Origin of the sequence: Inquilinus sp. CA228 (assembly GCF_052078665.1) — a bacterium.
Taxonomy (GTDB): Bacteria; Pseudomonadota; Alphaproteobacteria; order DSM-16000; family Inquilinaceae; genus Inquilinus.
Genome location: NZ_JBQJIK010000028.1, coordinates 55,903 through 76,373, shown reverse-complemented (window position 1 = coordinate 76,373; position 20,471 = coordinate 55,903). Strand labels below are relative to the sequence as shown.

The following is a 20,471-nucleotide window of genomic DNA, read 5'->3' as shown; positions in this document are numbered from 1 at the left end:
ACCGATCTTCTCGACACGGCCGGCGCAGCCCGTGGCGCGCTCCATCGGCGCGGAGGCTGAGCCGTGGCGATCCTGAGCCAGCTCCTGCGCCGCAAGCTCGCTTTGTTCGGCCTCGTGATCATCCTGGTGGTGGTGGCCGCGGCCCTGCTCGCGCCCTGGATCGTGCCCTTCTCACCCGACGAGCAACTGTTCGACGGGCTGACGCTGGAGGGCGCCCCCCTGGCCCCGGACGGCCGCTTCTGGCTGGGCACCGACCTGCTGGGCCGGGACATGTTCTCGCGCCTGGTCTACGGCGCCCAGACCTCGCTGATCATCGGCGTGGTCGCCAACGGCGCGGCGGTGCTGATCGGCACCTTCTTCGGCGTCGTCGCCGGCTTCGCCGGCGGCTGGCTGGGCGCCGCGATGATGCGCTTCACCGACCTGATGATGGCCTTCCCGGCGCTGCTGCTGGCGATCGTGCTGGCCGCGATCTTCCGGCCGTCGCTGTGGATCGTGGCGCTGGTCATCGCCATGGTGAACTGGGTGCAGATCGCCCGCATCATCTACACCGAGACCCGGTCGATTTCGGAGCGCGACTTCATCGAGGCGGAATGGGGCCTCGGCGCCTCCCGCGCCCGCATCCTGCTGCGCCACGTGCTGCCGCACCTGCTGTCCACCACCATCGTCTGGGGCACGCTCGGCATCGCCACCACGGTGCTGCTGGAGGCCACCCTGTCCTTCCTCGGCATCGGGGTGCAGCCGCCGACGCCGAGCTGGGGCAACATCATCTTCGAGAACCAGACCTACTTCTCGACCGCGCCCTGGCTGGTGTTCATCCCCGGCGCCGCCATCATCCTGCTGGCCCTGGCCTTCAACCTGGTCGGCGACGCGCTGCGCGACATCCTCGACCCGACGCAGAAGGGCCGCCATTGATGGGCGCCTACCTGCTCCGCCGCCTGGCCCAGGCCGTGCTGATCCTGCTCGGAGTCAGCCTGGTCACCTTCGTGCTGCTGTACCTGCTACCGGCCGACCCGGCGCGGCAGATCGCCGGCCGCAGCGCGACGCCGGAGGTGGTGGCCAACATCCGCGCCCAACTCGGCCTCGACCGGCCGTTCCACGAACAGTATCTGCGCTATCTCGGCGCCCTGTTGCAGGGCGATCTCGGCCGCTCCTACCTGCAGCGGACCGAGGTGGCGACGCTGATCATGAGCCGCCTGCCGGCCAGCCTGCTGCTGATGGTCGGCGCCATCGTCTGCGAGCTGGTGCTGGGCCTGACCATGGGTGTGGCCGCGGCGCTGCGGCGGAACACCAGCACCGACCACGCGCTGATGCTGACCTCCTTCATCGGCGTCTCGGCACCGCAATTCGTGGTCGGCATGCTGCTGCTCTACGTCTTCGCCTGGCAGCTCGCCTGGTTCCCGCTCGGCGGCTACGGCACCTTCGCGCATCTTGTCCTGCCCTCGCTGACGCTCGGCCTGCTGGGGGCCGGCTGGTATTCGCGGATGATGCGGTCGGCGATGCTGGACGTGCTGCGCCAGGACTACATGCGCACCGCGCGGGCCAAGGGCCTGAGCGCCTGGCGCGTGGTGCTGGCGCATGCGCTGCCCAACGCGCTGCTGCCGATCATCGCCATGATCGGCATCGACATCGGCCTGTTCATGAGCGGCATCGTCGTGGTCGAATCCGTGTTCGGCTGGCCCGGCATCGGCCAGCTGACCTGGCAGGCGATCCAGCGCGTCGACATCCCGATCATCATGGGGGTGACGCTGGTCTCCGCCGTCGCCATCGTGCTGGGCAACCTGCTGGCCGACCTGATCGCCCCGTTCATCGACCCGAGGATCAAGCTGCGGTGACAAACCGCGCCGAACCACAGGAGGTTTCATGCTGAAGACCACATTGTTTGCCGGCGCCGCCGCCCTGGCTCTGGCCTTGGCGACGCCGGCGACGGCCCAGGAGATCAGGCAGGGCGGGTCGATCACCGTCACCTACAAGGACGACGTCACCACCCTCGACCCCGCCATCGGCTACGACTGGCAGAACTGGTCGATGATCAAGAGCCTGTTCGACGGGCTGATGGACTACAAGCCCGGCACCACCGAGCTGGTGCCGGACCTGGCCGAGAGCTTCGAGGTCTCGGCCGACGGCCTGACCTACACCTTCAAGCTGCGTCCCGGGGTCAAGTTCCACAACGGCCGCGAGCTGAAGGCCGCCGACGTCAAATACTCGCTGGAGCGCGTGGTGCAGCCGGAGACGCAGAGCCCCGGCGCCGGCTTCTTCGATTCGATCCAGGGCTTCGCCGACGTCTCCGGCGGCAAGTCCAAGGAGCTGAGCGGCGTCACCGCGCCGGACGACACCACCGTCGTCTTCCATCTGACCCGGCCGGACGCGCCCTTCCTGCACAAGATGGCGCTGAACTTCTCCAGCGTCGTGCCGCAGGAGGAGGTCGAGAAATACGGCGCCGATTTCGGCAAGCACCCCGTCGGCACCGGCGCCTTCAGGATGACGGAATGGACGCTGGGCCAGCGCATCGTGTTCGAGCGCAATCCGGACTACTTCGAGAAGGGCCTGCCGCATCTCGACAAGATCGTGTTCGAGGTCGGGCAGGAGCCGGTGGTGGCGCTGCTGCGGCTGCAGCGCGGCGAGGTCGACATCGCCGGCGACGGCATCCCGCCGGCCAAGTTCCTCGAGGTGACCCAGGACCCGGCCTATAAGGACCTGATCATCCAGGGCAACCAGCTGCACACCGGCTACATCACCATGAACGTCAAGGCCAAGCCCTTCGACGACGTGCGGGTGCGCCAGGCCGTCAACATGGCGATCAACAAGGACCGGATCATCCGCATCATCAACGGCCGCGCCAAGCCGGCGACCCAGCCGCTGCCGCCGTCGATGCCGGGCTATGCCGCCGACTACAAGGGCTATGCCTACGATGTCGCCGGTGCCAAGACGCTGATGGCCGAGGCCGGCCAGGCCGACGGCTTCACCACCGACCTCTACGTCGCCAACACCGACCCGCAGCCGCGCATCGCCCAGGCGATCCAGCAGGATCTGGCCCAGATCGGCATCAAGGCCGAGATCAAGGCCCTGGCTCAGGCCAACGTCATCGCCGCCGGCGGCGACGAGGCGCAGTCGACCATGATCTGGTCGGGCGGCATGGCCTGGATCGCCGACTTCCCGGATCCGTCCAACTTCTACGGCCCGATCCTGGGCTGCGGCGGCGCGGTGCCGGGCGGCTGGAACTGGTCCTGGTACTGCAACGCCGATCTCGACAAGCGCGCGGCCGAGGCGGATTCGATCGCCGATCCGGCCAAGGTGGCGGAGCGCGAGGCCAAATGGCGGGACATCTTCCTCGACATCATGAAGGACGCGCCCTGGGCCCCGGTGTTCAACGAGCAGCGCTACACCATCCGGTCCGCCCGGATGGGCGGCGACGACGCCCTGTTCGTCGACCCGGTGCACATCCCGATCAACTACGACAACGTGTATGTCAAAGATGGCCAGTAACCACAGCCACACCATCCACGGCGCGCACCACCATTTCGGCTGGAACCGCGACTTCCCGCCGGTGGCCACGGTCGTGCCGGGGACGACGCTGGAGTTCGACTGCCTGGACGCCTCGGGCGGCCAGCTCAGCGCCTCCAGCACGGTCGCCGACGTGGCCACGCTCGACTTCGGCAAGGTCAACCCGGTCACCGGGCCGATCTTCGTCGACGGGGCCGAGCCCGGCGACGCGCTGAAGATCACGCTCGACCACTACGCGCCCTCGGGCTTCGGCTGGACCGCCAACATCCCCGGCTTCGGCCTGCTGGCGGACCAGTTCAAGGACCCGGCGCTGCATCTCTGGCGCTACCAGGCTGACACGCCGGCCCTGTTCTCGACCCTGGCGAAGGTGCCGCTGAAGCCCTTCGCCGGGACCATCGGGGTGGCGCCGGCGGAACCCGGGCTGCATTCGGTGGTGCCGCCGCGGCGGGTCGGCGGCAACCTCGACATCCGCGACCTGGCGGCCGGGGCGACGCTCTGGCTGCCGGTCGAGGTGGCGGGGGCGCTGTTCTCGATCGGCGACACCCATGCCGCCCAGGGCGACGGCGAGGTCTGTGGCACCGCCATCGAAAGCCCGATGAAGGTGACGCTGAAGCTCGACCTGGTGAAGGGCGCAAACCTGAAGATGCCGCGCTTCACCACGCCGGGACCGGTGACGCGCCACCTCGACGCCAAGGGCTACGAGGTGACGACCGGGGTCGGCCCCGACCTGATGGAGGGGGCGCGCATCGCCGTCGCCGAGATGGTCGAGCTGCTGTGCCGCACCCGCGGCATGGCGCCGGTCGACGCCTACATGCTGTGCTCGGTCTGCGGCGACCTGCGCATCAGCGAGATCGTCGACCAGCCGAACTGGGTGGTGTCGTTCTACTTCCCGCGCATCGTCTTCGAATGAGCGGTGCAACGACGCCGCTGTTGAGCGTCCGCAACCTCAGCACGCAGGTCGCGACGCTGGCGGGGCCGAAGCTGGTGGTCGAGGATCTGAGCTTCGACCTGGACCCCGGCGAGACGCTGTGCATCGCCGGGGAATCGGGCAGCGGCAAGTCGATGACCTCGCTGTCGATCATGGGGCTGCTGCCGCAGCCCATGGCCCGGGTCGCCGGCGGCCAGGTGCTGCTGCAGGGCCGGGACCTGCTGGTCCTGCCCGAGCGGCAGATGCGGCGGGTGCGCGGCGGCGAGATCGCGATGATCTTCCAGGAGCCGATGACCAGCCTGAACCCGGTGATGTCGGTCGGCCGGCAGATCGCCGAGGCGATCCGCGCCCATCGCAAGGTCGACGGCGCCGAGGCCCGGCGGCTGACGCTTGAGGCGCTGGAAGCCGTGCGCATCTCCGAGCCCGAGCGGCGGCTGCGGCAGCATCCGCACGAGCTGTCCGGCGGCATGCGGCAGCGGGTGATGATCGCCATGGCGCTGGCCTGCCGGCCCAAGCTGCTGATCGCGGACGAGCCGACCACGGCGCTGGACGTCACCATCCAGGCCCAGATCCTGGAGCTGATGCGCGACCTGCGGCGTCAGTTCGGCACCGCGCTGATCCTGATCACCCACGACATGGGCGTGGTGGCCGAGATGGCCGACCGGGTGGTGGTGATGAACCAGGGCCGGGTGGTCGAGAGCGGCCCGGTGGTGCCGCTGTTCGAGGCGCCGCGCCAGGACTATACGCGGCAGCTGCTGGCCGCCGTGCCGAAGCTGGGCCAGCTGGCCGGCCGCGATGCGCCGCTGCGCGCCGACACCCCTGCCCTACCCGCGGCGGTGGACGAACCGGTCGTTGCAGTCAAGGACCTCACCGTCCGCTTCGACATCGCCGGCGGGCTGCTGCAGCGCACCGTCAAGCGCGTGCATGCGGTGGAGAGCCTGTCCTTCACCCTCGCCGCTGGCGAGATGCTGGCCCTGGTCGGCGAGAGCGGCTGCGGCAAGTCCACCACCGGCAAGGCGCTGATGGGGCTGGTGCCCTGGCGCGGCTCGATCCGCATCGCCGGGGCCGAGGCCGCCGGCCTCAAGCCCGCCGCGCTGAAGCCGCTGCGCCGGAACATCCAGATGGTGTTCCAGGATCCCTACGCCTCGCTCGATCCGCGCATGACCGTGGGCGAGCTGGTGGCCGAGCCGCTGGTGATCCACGGCCTGGCCAAAGGCGGCGAGCTGGCCGACCGGGTCGAATGGCTGTTTCGCCGCGTCGGGCTGGAGCCGGAGCTGCGCCACCGCCACCCGCATGAATTCTCCGGCGGCCAGCGCCAGCGCATCTGCATCGCCCGGGCGCTGAGCCTGTCGCCCAAGGCGATCATCGCCGACGAATCCGTCTCCGCCCTCGACGTCTCGGTCCAGGCCCGGGTGCTGGACCTGCTGCACGAGCTGCAGGCCGATCTCGGCCTCGCCTATCTCTTCATCTCGCACGACATGGCGGTGGTGGAGCAGATCAGCCACCGCGTGGCGGTGATGTATCTCGGCCAGATCGTCGAGACCGGCACCCGCCGCCAGATCTTCGAAGACCCGCGCCACCCCTACACCCGCAAGCTGATGCAGGCGGTGCCGATCGCCGATCCGCGCCGCCGCCGCGACCATTTCCAGCGCCTGTCCGGCGAGGTCCCGAGCCCGGTGCGGCCCGTGGACCATGCGCCGGTGCTGGTCGACCTGGCCGATGTCGGCGGCGGGCACATGGTGGCGCGGGAGGCGGCGTAGCCGGCTTTGACAATGTTGGGTTCGCTGTCGCGAACCCAACGTCGTATTGAACTGAGTAGGTTGGGTTCACGCAGTGAACCCAACACCTTTATTCCCGCCCCGCCGTTTCCGGGATATTGAGACCGCTTCCCCATCTCGGCGGATACCAGCCCAATCGAACATAGCGATGAAAGCTGGAGTGTGGCCAGTCATAGACCTCGGTCACCAGACCGTGCTTTACCGGATTGAAGTGCACGTAGTCCACATGGGCGGCAAAATCGTCTTCGTCTCTGACAAGATGTTCCCAGAAGCGGCGTTGCCAGATTGCCCGCTCGCCTTTGCGTTCCCGTGATGGCGAGCGAGCGCCGTGCGCAGATGACGGCAAGCTCTGAGTGTAACGCCGTTTGATCTCCCGCCACCGAAGTGAAAAGTCGCTGTCGCCTTCCGGCAAAGTCCAGACCGCGTGCAAATGGTCGGGAAGCACGACGATCGCGTCGATCTCGAAGGGATGGCGTTTTCGAGTTACGCGAAACGCATCGCGGAGACTGTCGAGATGTGCCACGAGAATAGGTCGTCGCGCCTCGGTGACCAGCGTGAAGAAATAGGTGGCGCCGGGGCGGTATGCTCGTCGGTAGTCCACAGCAAAGAACTTCGGACAGCACGGTTGCGGAAAGATGTTGGGTTCGCTAGCGCGAACCCAACCTACGTCAGGATATGTAGGTTGGGTTCACGCTAGTGAACCCAACGATATTTTCTCTACTCCTTCTTCCCCTGCCAGAAGAAGTCGTTCTCCGTCCCCGGGCCCCAGACCAGGCCCTGGACGTCCTTGCGCGCGGCGACCACCTCGACCTGCTGGAACATGAAGGCGAAGGGCGAGGTGTCGCGCACCTTGCGCTGCAGATCCTCGTACATCGCCTGGCGCTTGGCGGTGTCGGTCTCCAGCACCGCGGCCTCGGTCTCGCGGGTCAGCTCCGGAATGTCCCAGGCATTGCGCCAGGCCGAGGTCTTCATCGGCGGGTTGTCGCCGTTGTCGACATTCATGGCGAAGGTCTGGGCGTTGGTGTGCGGGTCCTGGTAGTCCGGGCCCCAGCGGCCGATCGCGGTCTGGTGCTTGCGGGCGCGGATCTTGCTGGTCTGCTGCTTGTCGTCCGAGGCGATGATCTGCAGCTCCACGCCGCCCTTGGCGAAGGTCGCCTGGATCGACTGCGCCATCTCGAGGAAGGGCGAGCCGTCGGTGACGTCGATGGTCAGCTTGAAGCCGTCGGGATAGCCGCCCTGCGCCAGCAGCTGCTTGGCCTTGCCGACGTCGAGCTTGAACGGTTCGTCGTCGAGCGCGCCGAGGAAGCCCTTGGGCAGGAAGTTCTCGTGCAGCACGGCCCGGCCCTTCATGAAGCTGTCGGCCATGCCCTGGTAGTCGATCAGATACTTCAGGGCCTGCCGCACCTCGACCTTCTTCAGCGGCTCGGTCTGGGTGTTCATCGCCAAGTACCAGATGGCGCCGCGCGGCACCTCCTGCAGCGTGATGTCCGGGTTCGACTTCAAGGACTCGATCTGCTCCCCCGTCAGGCCGCGGGCGATGTCGATATCGCCCTTCTGCAGCAGCAGCAGCTGGGAGGTCGGGTCGGGCACATGGCGGAAGAAGATCCGCCGGAAGCCCGGCTGGCCCTGCCAGTAGCCGTCGAACCGCTCCATCACCAAACTCTCATTCGGCTTCCAGGCGACGAGCTTGTAGGGGCCGGAGCCGGCGGAATGGGTGTTCAGCCAGGCGTGGCCGAAATCGCCATCCTTGGCGTTCGCCTCGACCGTCTTGGCATCGACCACCGCGCCGACCGTGGCGCTGAGGCAGTTGAGCACGAAGCTGGGCGCATAGGCCTTGTCGGTCCTGAACACCAGCGTCCGCGCATCCGGCGCCGTGACCATGCCGTCGACAGTGTCGGCGGTCAGGCCGAACTGGCCGATGATGAAGGCCGGCCCCAGGTTCAGCTTGATGGCGCGGCGCAGCGAATAGGCCGCGTCCTCCGCCGTCAGCGGGTTGCCGGACTGGAACGTCACCCCGTCGCGGATCTTGAAGCTGTAGGTCGTGCCGTCGTCCGAGACCGTCCAGCTTTCGGCGATGCCCGGGGTGAAATGGGCCGGGTCCTTGGGGTTGTAGGCGATCAGCCGGTCGTAGACCTGGGCGATGTACTCGCTGGTCGAGAACTCGAACACCTCGGCCGGGTCGAGCGTGATGATGTCGTCGATCCGGTAGGCCTGGACCAGCGTGTCCTTCGGCGTCTCGGCCCGGGCCGGCAAGGCCGCGCAGCCGAGCAGGATCGCGGCGATGGCGCCGCGCAGGATTGTTCTCATTGGATGCACCCCCTGTTTGATGGGCAGGGCGATGGTAGGGCGGCCTCGCGGCGCCGACTAGGCGGATTCGCTCACGATTTTGCGCATCCGCCTATTTCTTCGGGGAGTGGAAGAGAGCCCCGGCCTCGATCACCTGCGGCCCCTGCCCCGGCACAGTGATGCGGGCCGACTGCGCCGGCAGCGTCGTGCCGTCGGGCAGCGGCCGCACCTTCGCATCGAAGTTCACCGTCACCGTCGTGCCGTCGCCGAAGGTCGAGCGCTGCAGCAGCCGGTCGGGCGACAGTACGGCGAAATCGGTCATCGGCCGGGTGAAGACGCGTTCGTGCAGCGGCCGGAACACCCGGTCCGTGGCGGCGATCACCGGCAGGTCTCGGTCCAGCACCGCCGCGTTCAGATGGTAGAGCGGCGGCACGGCGTAGAGCAGTTGCAGCAGCGCCGTGGTCTCGCGCTGGTCCGAGAATTTGAGCGAGCCGTACTCCCAATGATGGGTGGTGACGACACTGTCGTGCAGCGCGATCTCGTAGAGCGGCAGGCGGAAGCGCGGATCGAAGACGACGCGCGCGATCTCCGGCTTCAGCTTGACCGGGCTGAAGTAGAGCGACGGCATCTCCGGCGACCAGTAGTTGCCGCGGTAGTAGGACGAGGCCTTGTCCTTCATCTCCGGCGCCATCCAGGCGAAGGGCTGGGTGGTCATGCCGTGGGCGAAGGCGATCTGCGGCGCGAACAGGCCGGAGCCGCCCTCGCTGCCGACGACTAGGCCGAGCGACGCCGCATAGGCCAGGCGGCGGCGGCGCGCCTCGGCGTCCTGCGCCTCGCTGGTCTCGCGGCCCGGCGCATAGTCGTCGAACACCAGGCCGGTGGCGTCGACATCGAGGAACAGGCTGTCGAGGCCCGCCGCCTTGGCCACCGCCGCCATCCGGCGCCTGGCATAGGGCTCCGCCGCCACCGCGCTGGCATAGACGCCGCGGCCGGCGAAGCCGGTAACGATCTTTCCGGCCTTGTCTGCATAGCCGGCGGCGGCAAGATCGGCGCCCATCTGCGCCGTCGGCCAGGTCTCGGCCAGGTCCGGCGGATGGGCGCTGCCGTAGCTGTCATAGGCGCCGACCAGGTAGCCGGCGGCCTTGGCGGCGGCCACCGCCTCGGGATGCCACAGCGCGTCGCGCCAGTCCTCGACGCCGAGCCAGGCGCGGGTGAGCCCCGCCCGCTGAAGCGCCGCGACGGTGTCGAGCGACAGCCCGCCGCCCCAGCGCTCCGGCGGCGCCAGCAGCGGACCGAAGGCCTCGGTCAGAGCGATGCGCAGGGGGCCGGTGGCCCAGGCGGCCTCGGCTGCGGGGTCATGCCCGCCCGGCAGCGGATCGACCGGCGCCATCGGCACGGCCCGGCGCAGGGCGTCGTTGACCGCGCGGATCAGCGCCGCCCGGCTATAGGTCGAGACGAAGCCGCCGGCGCCGGCGGCGTCCCTGAACGCATCCTCGAAGGCCTGGCGGCCCTCCGCGTCGAAGGCCTGCCACAGCCGGCCGGCGAGATGGCCGGGATCATCCTTCTTCTGCTGGACCAGCCGAACGAAGCTGCGCCATTGCAGCAAATCCTCCGGCTTCAGCGGCCCCTTGCCCCAGAGATAGATGTGCGGGGCGCCGCCGAGCCGGGCGATATCCGGCACGGCCGCAATCTTCTCCGCCAGCGAGACGAAGCCGCCGCTGGCCTGCAGCCAGGTCCGATAGGCGCGGGCCCCCGCCAGCGGGTCGGCCGGCCCCGGCACGATGCGGACGACATAGGGCGAGCCCGGCGCCAGGCGGGTGAAGTCGTGCGCCAGCACCGGTCGCGGCCGACCGGAGTCTTCGACGATGGCGAACCAGGTGTTGAACGGCGTCTCGACCAGCCAGGTGATGGAGAGGCCGGCGCGCAGCTCGGTCCAGAACGGCATCGACAGCTGCTCGGTCAGGCCGGCGGGCTCGTAGCGCCGGGTCAGCCAGTCGAGCCAGGCGGGATCATCGGCCGGGATGTAGCTGCCCTCGCCGAAGGGCATGGCATAGGCGGTGATCGCCGCCGGGTCGGCGGTCTGCGGCCAGGCCAGGGTCGCCGGCCGGTCGGAGCGGATCGACAGGCGCAGCGCCTCGCCCTGTACGCCGGCCTCGACCGTGAAGGCGTCGTCGCCCGAGACCAGGCGCCAGCCAGCGCCGGTCCGGTCCGTCACCTGTCCCGGGTCGATGGCCGGGGCGGCCAGCGCCGCCTCGTCCTCGCCGGCAGGGCGGAACGACACCGCCAGCGTCGCCGGGTCGATCCGGAACGTCCCTGCCGGAGCCGCGAGGACCACCGCGTCATCCGCCAGGGCGAAACCGGGCAGGACGCCCAGCAGCAGCGTGACCATGGCGAGTGCCGCCCGCGGCATGACGTCGATCATCCGCTCAACCATGCTCACCTATCACATCAGGAATCTTGTACACTGGATTGATAATAATATCATCCAACATCAAGAACACGATCAGAAATCCTGTCCGACACTCCCGCCAAGCTGGCAGGTGTCGCGGCGGCGAAGGGGCCGATCGAGAGGCCGGCGAAGGTCTGCATCATCCGGCGCTTCAGCCAGGGCAGCCGTGTCGACGGATGGAAGGTCAGGTCGCGCAGGCCGCCGATCCAGCGGTTGTCGGACTGGAAGGCCGGGGTCAGCAGCGCGCTCATGCGCTGGTAGAAGCGGACATGCCGGCGCCGCCGCGCGGCATAGGCCGCCAGTGCCTCCGGGATCGTCGCGGCCCCGGCCAGCGCATCGGCCAGGGCCGCCCCGTCCAGCATCGCCATCGTCACCCCGGCGCCGAGCTGCGGGCTGGTGGAATGGGCGGCGTCGCCGATGAAGGCGATGCGGTCCCCATAGGGACGCCGGAGGGTGGTCTGGGCATAGCGGGCCAACGTCAGCTGGGCCGGGTCGGCGATGCCGGCGATGACCGGCGCGATCTCCGGCCACAGATCCAGCACCCGCCGCCGCCACGGCTCGATCCCGGCGGCCAGGAGCGCCGGATGATCCGCCACCTTCAGGCTCCAGAACAGGATCGCCTTCGGCGTGTCGTCGCCGGGCACGCGGCCGACCGGAAGCAGGCCGATCATCTCCCGCGCGCTGCGGAAACGCTGCTCCAGCCGGTCCGGCCGCAGCCCCGCCGCCGGAACGGTGGCCCAGACCGCGCCATAGGCATAGGGGCGCGGCCGCACCGGACTGCCGCCGAGCGGCCGCAGCGCCGAGCCGGACCCGGTGGCGTCGACCACGAGGTCGGCCGCGTCGAGACGACGGCCGTCCTTGGTGACCGGGCACGGCCGATCATCGGTGCCGGCCGACAGGGCGATGATCTCGACGCCGCTCTCGATCGGAATCCGCCGCGCGGCCACGGCCTGCCACAGCGCGTGGAAGATCGCGGCGCGGTGGATCGCCAGGCCGTGCAGGGCCGGATCGACCGCGGCATAGCTCAGGTCGAACACCACCCGGCCCGACGGCGCGGACCGGGCGTACAGCCCGTCGATCGGCTGGCCGTAGGCCAGGGCGGCGTCGAGCGCGCCGATCCGCCCCAGCGCGGCCAGGCCGGCGGGCTGCAGCATCAGCCCGGCGCCGATCGGCCGCGGCTCCGGGACGCGTTCGAGCAGCCGCACCCGGTGGCCGGCATCGTGCAGGAAGCAGGCGGCGGCCAGCCCGGCCGGGCCGCAGCCGCAGACGGCGATCGACAGAGGGTCGGTCACGATGAGGCTATTCGTTCTCCAGCGCCGCCCGGGCGGCCTGCAGCTTGTCGGCCTGCTCCGCCTCGACCTTGGGATAGGCGAGGTCCAGCCCCTCCACCGCGTCGACGATGGCGGTGGCGACCGCCAGGCGGGTGAACCATTTGCTGTCGGCCGGCACCACATGCCAGGGCGCGTGCGGCGTGGCGGTGGCCCGGATCATCTCCTCATAGGCCTTCATGTAGTCGGGCCACAGCTGGCGCTCCGCCACGTCCGAGGACTGGAACTTCCAGTGCTTCTCCGGCTCGTCCAGCCGCTCCAGGAAGCGCTTCTTCTGCTCCTCCCTCGAGACGTTGAGGAAGAACTTCAGCACCAGCGTGCCGTTGCGGGCCAGATAGCGCTCGAAGGCGTTGATGTCCTCGAACCGCTCCTTCCAGATCTTCTTGGTCACCAGCTTCGGCGGCAGGTGCTGGCTGCCCAGGATGGTGGGGTGCACGCGGACCACCAGCACCTCCTCGTAATAGGAGCGGTTGAAGATGCCGATCCGCCCGCGCTCCGGCAGGTGCCGGGTGGTGCGCCACATGAAGTCGTGGTCCAGCTCCTCCGTCGAGGGCTGCTTGAAGGAGGTGACCTGGCAGCCCTGCGGGTTCACGCCGGACATCACGTGCTTGATGGTGCTGTCCTTGCCCGCCGCGTCCATCGCTTGGAAGATCAGCAGCACCGACCAGCGGTCCTGGGCGTAGAGCTTGTCCTGCATCTCCGCCAGCTTGGCGACGCTCTGGGCCAGCGCCGCCTGCGCCACCGCCTTGTCGTCCAGCCAGGCGGTGTCCGCCGGGTCCCATTCCTTCAGGCGGAAGCCGTCGCCGTCCTCGATCCGGTACCGCTTCGCCAGCTTGCCCAGCTTGACCATTCGTTCCCCTCCCCGATCGATGCGCGCCGAGGCGGCGCGATGCATAACGATCGATGCAGGAATTTCACCGGTCTGGCAAATCGGAGATGATGCCGCCCCTTCCGCAGCGAGGTCTGCATGGCCCGGCACGTCCATTTCATCACCCATCCCGACGTGCTGATCGACCCGGCGGTCCCGGTGCCGGACTGGCCGCTGTCGGAGCGTGGCCGCGAGCGCATGCGGGCGGTGCTGGACCAGCCCTGGGCGTCGCGGCTGCGCAGCCTGTTCTGCAGCACGGAGCGCAAGGCCCGGGACGGCGCGGCAATCCTCGCCGAGGCCCTGGGCCTGCCGGTGACGGAGATCGAGTATCTCGGCGAAAACGACCGCTCCTCAACCGGTTATCTGCCGAAGCTCGAGTTCGAGGCGATGGCCGACACCTTCTTCGCGCGGCCGCAGGAAAGCGTGCGTGGCTGGGAGCGCGCCGCCGACGCCCAGCGCCGCATCGTTGCCGCCGTCGACGAGGTTCTGCGCCAGGCGCCGGCGGAGGGCGACATCGCCATCGTCTCGCATGGCGGCGTCGGCACGCTGCTGCTGTGCCAGCTGCAGGGCCGGCCGATCAGCCGCGCGGCCGACCAGCCCGCGGGCCGGGGCGGCCACCACTACGCCTTCACGGCGGAGGATCGCCGGCTGCTGCACGGGTGGCGCAGCATCGACCCGTCGTAGCCGGGCGCGACGGAACCCGGCAGCCGCCGCGTGAAGTGTTCATGCCAGTCAGGCATGACTTCGCACACAGGCTTCAAATGATTTCGAAGTTCACGCGTATCTTCCTGCTCGCGACCGCCGTGATCATCACCGTGCCGGCGACCTTCGCGTCGGCCCAGGCCGCGCCCTATGACAGCCACCGGCAGCGGGAGACCTTGCAGCACCGGCAGCAGGCGGCCTGCGGCCACATCCACTCCCACAAGGCGCGCAACAGCTGCGAGGCCCGCGTGGCGCATGACTGGCGGCGGGACCGGCACCATCACTGACCGCTGACCTGAACCGGAGCGAGCCCCCGCCACCCGTATGGCGGGGGCTCTCTATTTCAGCAATATCAGATCTATATCGGGCGAACCTAAGGTCATCTCTTCCGTCCGACCCAACCCACTGTTGCCTTCGGGCCGCCCCGGTGCGATGACGCCGGGATGATCGCCGCGCCGACCGATGACGAGATCCTGGCCCGCCTGCTGTACCGGGACGGGCTGATGCTGATCCTCGACAAGCCGGCCGGGCTGCCGGTGCATGCCGGGCCGAAGGGCGGGCCGGTGCTGGACCACCATCTCGACGCGCTGCGCTTCGGCCTGCCGCACCCACCCGCCCTCGCCCATCGGCTCGACAAGGACACCAGCGGCTGCCTGGTGCTGGGCCGGCACCGCAAGGCGACGGCGACGCTGGGCGAGTTGTTCGCCTCCGGCCGGGTGGCGAAGACCTACTGGGCGGTGGTCGAGGGCGGCCCGGCCGCGGATGAGGGCCGCATCGACCTGCCGCTGGCCAAGCGGTCGGCGCAGCGCGGCTGGTGGATGAAGGTCGACCCCGCCGGCCAGCCGGCGCAGAGCGAGTTCCGCGTGCTGGGCCGCGCCGAGGGCCTGGCCTGGCTGGAGCTGCGGCCGTGGACCGGCCGCACCCACCAGCTGCGGCTGCACTGCTCCGCCTCCGGCTTCCCGATCCTGGGTGACGCGATCTACGGCACCGCCGGCCGCGGGCCGGAGGCCCCGCCGCTGCACCTGCACGCCCGCGCCGTGTCGGTGCCCCTCTACCCGCAGAAGCCGCCGGTCGCCGCCAAGGCGCCGCCGCCGTCCCATCTGGCCGAGACCCTGCGCCGCTTCGGCGCCGGCGCTGCCGATTGATCGTCCGCCGCGATTGCGGCCGACACATCGCCCGTCAGCTCCGAGTCGCCCGGCGCTCCCGCTCGTTTGCTGTCTCCCGAGGATCTCCGCGCCGGGACTCGGCGAGGCGACTCCGCCGACGGCCCGGGCGGTGAAAGCTTTGCAAACCGGGCGGGATAGAAGCGACCACGACACAACACATGGCGGCTGAGGCCGCTGGGAACCACAACCTGTTGCATATCCGGATCGAACCGGGTTGAATGGTCGCGAACCCCTTTGTTGACGGCCGGATCGCGCCCGGCTACGCCCCTGACCGTGACAACAGCAGCCCGCACCACCCGCCCCGCCATCCGCTTCCGTGGTCGCTCCTTCATGGCGCTCGTCCTGGCGCCGGAACCGCCGATCACCGACTGGCTCACCGAGCTCGACGCCCAGATCCAGCGCTCGCCGGCGTTCTTCCAGGGCCGCCCGGTGGTGGTCGACCTGTCGGCCCTGCCGATGCGCAAGCAGGACCTGGCGGCGCTGATCGAGGACCTGCAGCGGCGCGACATCCGCCTGATCGGGATCGAAGGCGCCGACCCGGCCTGGCTCGGCTCCGAGGCCTGGGGCCTGCCGCCGCTGATGACCGGCAGCCGCCCCGCCGGGCTGATCGAGGTGCCGGACGGCGCCCAGGCCGTGGCGCCGTCGGCCGAGGCGCGGCCCGCCGCGTCGCTGCTGCTGGACCGGCCGGTGCGCTCCGGCCAGTCGGTGATCTTCCCGGAGGGCGACGTCACGGTCGTGGGGTCGGTCGCCTCGGGCGCCGAGATCATCGCCGGCGGGTCGATCCACGTGTACGGCACGCTGCGCGGCCGGGCGATCGCGGGCTCCTCCGGCAACGGCCGCGCCCGGATCTTCTGCCGCAAGCTGGAGGCCGAGCTGCTGGCCATCGACGGTCTCTACAAGACCGCGGACGACATGGAGCCGAAGCTGCGCGGCAGGGCGGTGCAGGCTTGGCTGGACGGCGACGCCATGGTTCTGGCGGCCCTGGACTGAGACAAAAGAGGAGAGCGGCAAGTATGGCCAAGGTCTTGGTCGTGACATCCGGAAAAGGCGGGGTCGGCAAGACGACCTCCACCGCGGCGCTGGGCGCGGCCTTGGCCCAGAGCGGGCAGAATGTCGTGGTGGTCGACTTCGACGTCGGCCTGCGCAACCTGGACCTGGTGATGGGGTCGGAGCGGCGGGTCGTGTACGACCTGATCAACGTCGTCCAGGGCGACGCCAAGCTGCCGCAGGCGCTGATCCGCGACAAGCGCATCGACACCCTGTCGCTGCTGGCGGCGTCGCAGACCCGAGACAAGGACGCCCTGACCATGGAGGGCGTGTCGCGCGTCATCGGCGAACTGAAGGAGAAGTTCGACTGGGTGATCTGCGACAGCCCGGCCGGCATCGAGAAGGGCGCCGTGCTGGCGATGCGCCATGCCGACATGGCGGTGGTGGTGACCAACCCCGAGGTCTCCTCAGTCCGCGATTCCGACCGGATCATCGGTCTGCTCGATTCCAAGACCGAGCGAGCCGAGAGGGGCGAGCGGGTCGAGAAGCACCTGCTGCTGACCCGCTACGACCCGGTGCGGGCCGAGCGCGGCGAGATGCTGAAGACCGAGGATGTGCTGGAGATCCTGTCGATCCCGCTGCTCGGCATCATCCCGGAGAGCGAGGAGGTGCTGCGGGCTTCGAACATGGGCGCGCCGGTCACCCTCAACGCCCCGCTGAGCGCCCCGGCCCGGGCCTATATGGATGCGGCGAAGCGCCTGAAGGGCGAGATCCTCGAGATGACGGTGCCGAGCGACAAGAAGGGGATCTTCGCCAAGCTGTTCGGCCGGAGGGTCGCATGAGCCTGTTCAGCTTCTTCACCAAGCGCAACTCCGCCCCGGTGGCGCGGGAGCGGCTGCAGATCCTGCTGGCGCATGAGCGGTCGGTGATCGGCGGACGCTCCGACCTGGTGGCGATCCTGCAGGAGGAGATCCTGGCGGTGATCGCCAAGCACATCGAGATCGACCGCGAGAAGGTGCAGGTCAAGCTCGACCGCGGCAGTTCCGTGTCGACACTGGAGGTCGACATCGAGATCCCGACCCCGGCAGGCCCTGCCCGGATCGCCGCGCGGGGCTGACGCGCTGACCTGTCCCACGGGGCGATGCGGAGGCCCCGGGGACATATCAACGGCACGCCTCAGCCCTTCACCGCCTCGATGGTGAGGCTGAGCGGCAGGTTCGGCCGGTCCGCCGGCATCCGCCACAACCCGTCCGCCCCCGGCACCAGGCACGGCCACATCTGCCAGGCGGCGGCGTCATGCTCGCGCAGCGCCGTCAGCCGCAGCCCGGCCGCCAGCAGCGCGCCGACGACGGCACCGAGCGGATGGTCCCATTCGACCGAGCGGGTGTGGGTGAAGACGGCGTCGCGATCGGCGTAGCTGCCCTGCCCCTCGAACTCGATCGGCGCGTCGCGGAAATAGGCGTAGCTCGGCACCAGCGGCGCGTCCGCGCCGGCCTGGTCCAGCGCCCGCGCCGCCGGATGGCCGTCAAGGAAATAGAGCCGCCCGCCGGGCTTGAGCAGCGCCGCCACCACCTGCGCCCAGCGGACGATGTCGGGCAGCCAGATGATCGTGCCCCAGCTGGTGAAGACCAGGTCGTAGAGGCCCTCGCCGAGCAGGCGCGGCGCGTCATGGAGATCGCCTTCGACGAACTCGGCGCTGCTGCCGGTCTCGGCCGCCAGAGTGCGGGCGGCGGCGATCGCGTTGGCGGAGAAGTCGAGCCCGGTGACCCGCGCGCCGCGCCGGGCGAGGTACATCGTGTCCATGCCGAAATGGCACTGCAGATGGGCCAGGCGCAGCCCGGCGATGTCGCCGATCTCCGCCGCCTCGATCGGCCCGAGATCGGTCTCGCCGCGGCGGAAGCCGTCGACATTGTAGAAGGCGGAGCGGAGATGCACTGCCACCCGCTCGTCCCAGTTCGTCCGGTTGAGCGCAACGCCCTCGTGCATCGGATCCTCCCCTCGCCCGCTCTTGGTCGGCCACGGCTTCTACCAAAAGCTGCAGCGATCCGACAACCGCGCCCCGGATCAGCCCACCGCCCGGCGCGCCGGCATCGCCGACATGCCGTCGACGGCGCGGAGCATGCCGGCATAGAGCGTCCGGGTCACCCGGGCCGAGGTCAGGACCGCGTCGATCTCCGCCGGATCGTCGAGCGCCGGCAGGGCCGTGGCCAGCGTCCGCACATGGCCCTCCCGCGCCTCGACGCGGTTGCGCAGGAAGCTGAGCGCCCGGCGGATGCCGGCGATCCGCGCCGTCCGCAGCAGGCCGTCGACCGCCGTCCCGGCACAGGTGGCGGCGAGGTATTCGAGCAGATAGGCGATGCCGAGGAAGCCGGCAGGATGGTCGCTGCGGCCGAGGAACCCGAACCAGGCGATCCAGGCCTGGGTCGGCGGCGCCGGCACCGAGGTGGCCACATCCGCCCGGCTGAAGCCGAGCGCCTCGAGGTCGTCCAGAACCCGGAGATCCAGCCCCGCCACCTCCCTCGCCTTCTCCTGCAGCACCAGCGCCAGCGGCATGTGCCGGCCGTGATCCAGCATCCGCTCCGCCGCCAGCGCCAGGGCCGGCTGCAGCGCGTGCTGGTAGTGATAGGCCTCGCGCAGGGTGTTGGCATAGGTCGCGATCCCGGCCGAGCCGTCGAGCAGGCTGCGGGCGCTGCGGGTCTGCCGCACCGCAACGACCATGGCCACCGCCTCGGCATGAAGCACATCGAGGAATGTCGCGCCCATTCCGAACCACCATTTTCAGGATACGAACAAAACATAAATACTATTTTATAGGAAAGGCAATACCATTTTTGGTGGTGCATCCCGCCAGCCCTACCCGCCGCCGCTGCGCTTGCCCCGCGGACCGCGCAACGATACGAATGCCGCCCATCAGCGCCTTCGGCGCTCAAGTTCTCCGGAGTTGTGTTTCATGGAGCTGCACGATCTGATCCGCGGCCTCGGGCTGGACCCCGACGCCCTGACCGGCGGCACGCTGGTCGTCCGGTCGCCGGTCGACGGCGCCGAGATCGCCCGCCTGCGCGAGCATACCGAAGCAGATGCCGACGCCGCGATCGAGCGCGCGTCCAATGCCTTCCTGAACTGGCGCACTGTGCCCGGCCCGCGCCGCGGCGAGCTGGTGCGCCTGCTCGGCGAGGAGCTGCGCGCCCACAAGGCCGAGCTGGGGCGGCTGGCCTCGATCGAGGCCGGCAAGATCCTCCAGGAAGGCCTGGGCGAAGTGCAGGAGATGATCGACATCTGCGACTTCGCGGTCGGCCTCTCCCGCCAGCTCTACGGCCTGACCATCGCGTCGGAGCGGCCGGGCCACCGCATGGCCGAGACCTGGCATCCGCTGGGCCCGGTCGGCGTCATCTCCGCCTTCAACTTCCCGGTCGCGGTGTGGTCCTGGAACGCGGCGCTGGCCTTCGTCTGCGGCAACCCGGTGATCTGGAAGCCGTCGGAGAAGACCCCGGTCACCGCGCTCGCCACCATGGCGATCTTCCGCAAGGCGGCCGAGCGTTTCGGCGGCGTGCCGGACGGCCTGGCCGAGATCCTGATCGGCGGCCGCGAGATCGGCGAGACGCTGGTCGACAGCCCGAAGGTGCCGCTGATCTCGGCCACCGGGTCGACCCGCATGGGCCGCCAGGTCGGTCCGCGCGTCGCGCAGCGCCTGGGCCGCTCGCTGCTGGAGCTCGGCGGCAACAACGCCATGATCGTCTGCCCGTCGGCCGATCTCGATATGGCGGTCCGGGCCATCCTGTTCGGCGCCGTCGGCACCGCCGGCCAGCGCTGCACCTCGCTGCGCCGCCTGTTCGTGCATGACAGCGTCTATGACAAGCTGCTGCCGGCGCTGAAGCAGGCCTATGGCGCCGTCCGCATCGGCAGCCCGCTGGAGCAGGGCACGCTGGTCGGGCCGCTGATCGACCAGGCGGCCTTCGACGGAATGCAGAAGGCGCTGGCCGCTGCGCGCGACCAGGGCGGCACCGTCACCGGCGGCGCGCGGGTCACGGTCGGCGTGCCGCAGGCCGGCTACTATGTCAGCCCGGCGATCGCCGAGATGCCGGCGCAGAGCGACATCGTCAAGCACGAGACCTTCGCGCCGATCCTCTACGTCATGAAGTACCGGGAGTTCGGCCAGGCGCTGATGCAGCACAACGACGTGCCGCAGGGCCTGTCCTCCTGCATCTTCACCACCGATGTGCGCGAGGCCGAGACCTTCCTGTCGGCGGCGGGCAGCGACTGCGGCATCGCCAATGTCAACATCGGCACCTCGGGCGCCGAGATCGGCGGCGCCTTCGGCGGCGAGAAGGAGACCGGCGGCGGGCGCGAGAGCGGCTCCGACGCCTGGAAGGCCTATATGCGCCGGCAGACCGCGACGGTGAACTACAGCCGCGAGCTGCCGCTGGCCCAGGGCATCGTCTTCGACCTCGGTTAAGCCGCCGAGACGACGGCAAAAACTC

Annotated in this window: 19 protein-coding genes; 12 read left to right on the top strand and 7 right to left on the bottom strand. The window is 69.5% G+C overall.

Annotated elements, in window-relative coordinates; all coding sequences use genetic code 11:
* Positions 1–63 precede the first annotated feature (63 nt).
* The 5 genes from ACTOWL_RS16030 to ACTOWL_RS16010 are packed head-to-tail and all read left to right on the top strand — an operon-like array spanning position 64 to position 6,189.
* A complete protein-coding gene (locus ACTOWL_RS16030) occupies positions 64–912 on the top strand; it encodes an ABC transporter permease (RefSeq protein ID WP_441322247.1) in 849 nt (282 codons plus the stop codon).
* On the top strand, positions 912–1,832 hold the full coding sequence (locus ACTOWL_RS16025) for an ABC transporter permease (RefSeq protein WP_441322246.1): 921 nt from the start codon (positions 912–914) through the stop codon (positions 1,830–1,832). Before ACTOWL_RS16030 ends, ACTOWL_RS16025 begins: the two co-directional genes overlap by 1 nt.
* Positions 1,833–1,860: 28 nt before the next feature.
* Positions 1,861–3,483 carry an ABC transporter substrate-binding protein gene (locus ACTOWL_RS16020; RefSeq protein ID WP_441322245.1) on the top strand — a complete coding sequence of 541 codons (1,623 nt, stop codon included), beginning with the start codon at positions 1,861–1,863 and terminating at the stop codon, positions 3,481–3,483.
* On the top strand, positions 3,473–4,411 hold the full coding sequence (locus ACTOWL_RS16015) for an acetamidase/formamidase family protein (protein WP_441322244.1): 939 nt from the start codon (positions 3,473–3,475) through the stop codon (positions 4,409–4,411). Before ACTOWL_RS16020 ends, ACTOWL_RS16015 begins: the two co-directional genes overlap by 11 nt.
* A complete protein-coding gene (locus ACTOWL_RS16010; protein ID WP_441322243.1) occupies positions 4,408–6,189 on the top strand; it encodes an ABC transporter ATP-binding protein in 1,782 nt (593 codons plus the stop codon). The genes ACTOWL_RS16015 and ACTOWL_RS16010 overlap by 4 nt, the downstream gene beginning before the upstream one ends.
* Before the next feature lie 88 nt (positions 6,190–6,277).
* On the opposite strand, the gene ACTOWL_RS16005 is transcribed toward ACTOWL_RS16010, so the two are convergent.
* The 5 genes from ACTOWL_RS16005 to ACTOWL_RS15985 form a co-directional block, all read right to left on the bottom strand.
* Positions 6,278–6,808: an REP-associated tyrosine transposase gene (locus tag ACTOWL_RS16005; protein ID WP_441322242.1), complete on the bottom strand. Its 531-nt coding sequence runs from the start codon at positions 6,806–6,808 to the stop codon at positions 6,278–6,280.
* A 116-nt stretch (positions 6,809–6,924) separates the two neighbouring features.
* Positions 6,925–8,514 carry an ABC transporter substrate-binding protein gene (locus ACTOWL_RS16000; protein ID WP_441322241.1) on the bottom strand — a complete coding sequence of 530 codons (1,590 nt, stop codon included), beginning with the start codon at positions 8,512–8,514 and terminating at the stop codon, positions 6,925–6,927.
* Between the two features lie 91 nt (positions 8,515–8,605).
* Positions 8,606–10,927, bottom strand: a complete 2,322-nt coding sequence (locus tag ACTOWL_RS15995) for a glycoside hydrolase (protein ID WP_441322258.1) — start codon at positions 10,925–10,927, stop codon at positions 8,606–8,608.
* A gap of 47 nt (positions 10,928–10,974) precedes the next feature.
* Positions 10,975–12,234 carry an FAD-dependent oxidoreductase gene (locus ACTOWL_RS15990; RefSeq protein ID WP_441322240.1) on the bottom strand — a complete coding sequence of 420 codons (1,260 nt, stop codon included), beginning with the start codon at positions 12,232–12,234 and terminating at the stop codon, positions 10,975–10,977.
* Positions 12,235–12,241: 7 nt separating this feature from the next.
* The gene (locus ACTOWL_RS15985) at positions 12,242–13,120 is read right to left on the bottom strand and encodes a polyphosphate kinase 2 family protein (protein ID WP_441322239.1); all 879 of its coding nucleotides are present in this window, start codon (positions 13,118–13,120) and stop codon (positions 12,242–12,244) included.
* Positions 13,121–13,237: 117 nt separating this feature from the next.
* On the opposite strand from ACTOWL_RS15985, the gene ACTOWL_RS15980 reads away from it, so the two are divergent.
* From ACTOWL_RS15980 to minE, 6 genes are all read left to right on the top strand, one after another.
* Positions 13,238–13,822, top strand: a complete 585-nt coding sequence (locus tag ACTOWL_RS15980; protein ID WP_441322238.1) for a histidine phosphatase family protein — start codon at positions 13,238–13,240, stop codon at positions 13,820–13,822.
* A 77-nt stretch (positions 13,823–13,899) separates the two neighbouring features.
* The gene (locus tag ACTOWL_RS15975; protein WP_441322237.1) at positions 13,900–14,127 is read left to right on the top strand and encodes a hypothetical protein; all 228 of its coding nucleotides are present in this window, start codon (positions 13,900–13,902) and stop codon (positions 14,125–14,127) included.
* A gap of 156 nt (positions 14,128–14,283) precedes the next feature.
* Positions 14,284–14,985 (top strand): RluA family pseudouridine synthase, encoded by a 702-nt coding sequence (locus ACTOWL_RS15970; RefSeq protein WP_441322236.1) that lies wholly within the window; start codon positions 14,284–14,286, stop codon positions 14,983–14,985.
* Between the two features lie 294 nt (positions 14,986–15,279).
* Complete coding sequence (minC, locus tag ACTOWL_RS15965) at positions 15,280–15,996, top strand: septum site-determining protein MinC (protein ID WP_441322235.1); 717 nt, start codon at positions 15,280–15,282, stop codon at positions 15,994–15,996.
* A 23-nt stretch (positions 15,997–16,019) separates the two neighbouring features.
* On the top strand, positions 16,020–16,835 hold the full coding sequence (gene minD / locus ACTOWL_RS15960; protein WP_441322234.1) for a septum site-determining protein MinD: 816 nt from the start codon (positions 16,020–16,022) through the stop codon (positions 16,833–16,835).
* Complete coding sequence (gene minE / locus ACTOWL_RS15955) at positions 16,832–17,110, top strand: cell division topological specificity factor MinE (RefSeq protein ID WP_441322233.1); 279 nt, start codon at positions 16,832–16,834, stop codon at positions 17,108–17,110. The genes minD and minE overlap by 4 nt, the downstream gene beginning before the upstream one ends.
* Before the next feature lie 59 nt (positions 17,111–17,169).
* Here minE and ACTOWL_RS15950 read toward each other — a convergent pair whose 3' ends face one another.
* Positions 17,170–17,979 carry a class I SAM-dependent methyltransferase gene (locus ACTOWL_RS15950; RefSeq protein WP_441322232.1) on the bottom strand — a complete coding sequence of 270 codons (810 nt, stop codon included), beginning with the start codon at positions 17,977–17,979 and terminating at the stop codon, positions 17,170–17,172.
* A 78-nt stretch (positions 17,980–18,057) separates the two neighbouring features.
* Entirely contained in the window at positions 18,058–18,756 is a 699-nt protein-coding gene (locus ACTOWL_RS15945) for an iron-containing redox enzyme family protein (protein ID WP_441322231.1), read from the bottom strand.
* 187 nt (positions 18,757–18,943) lie between these two features.
* On the opposite strand from ACTOWL_RS15945, the gene amaB reads away from it, so the two are divergent.
* The gene (gene amaB / locus ACTOWL_RS15940; RefSeq protein ID WP_441322230.1) at positions 18,944–20,446 is read left to right on the top strand and encodes an L-piperidine-6-carboxylate dehydrogenase; all 1,503 of its coding nucleotides are present in this window, start codon (positions 18,944–18,946) and stop codon (positions 20,444–20,446) included.
* Positions 20,447–20,471 lie beyond the last annotated feature (25 nt).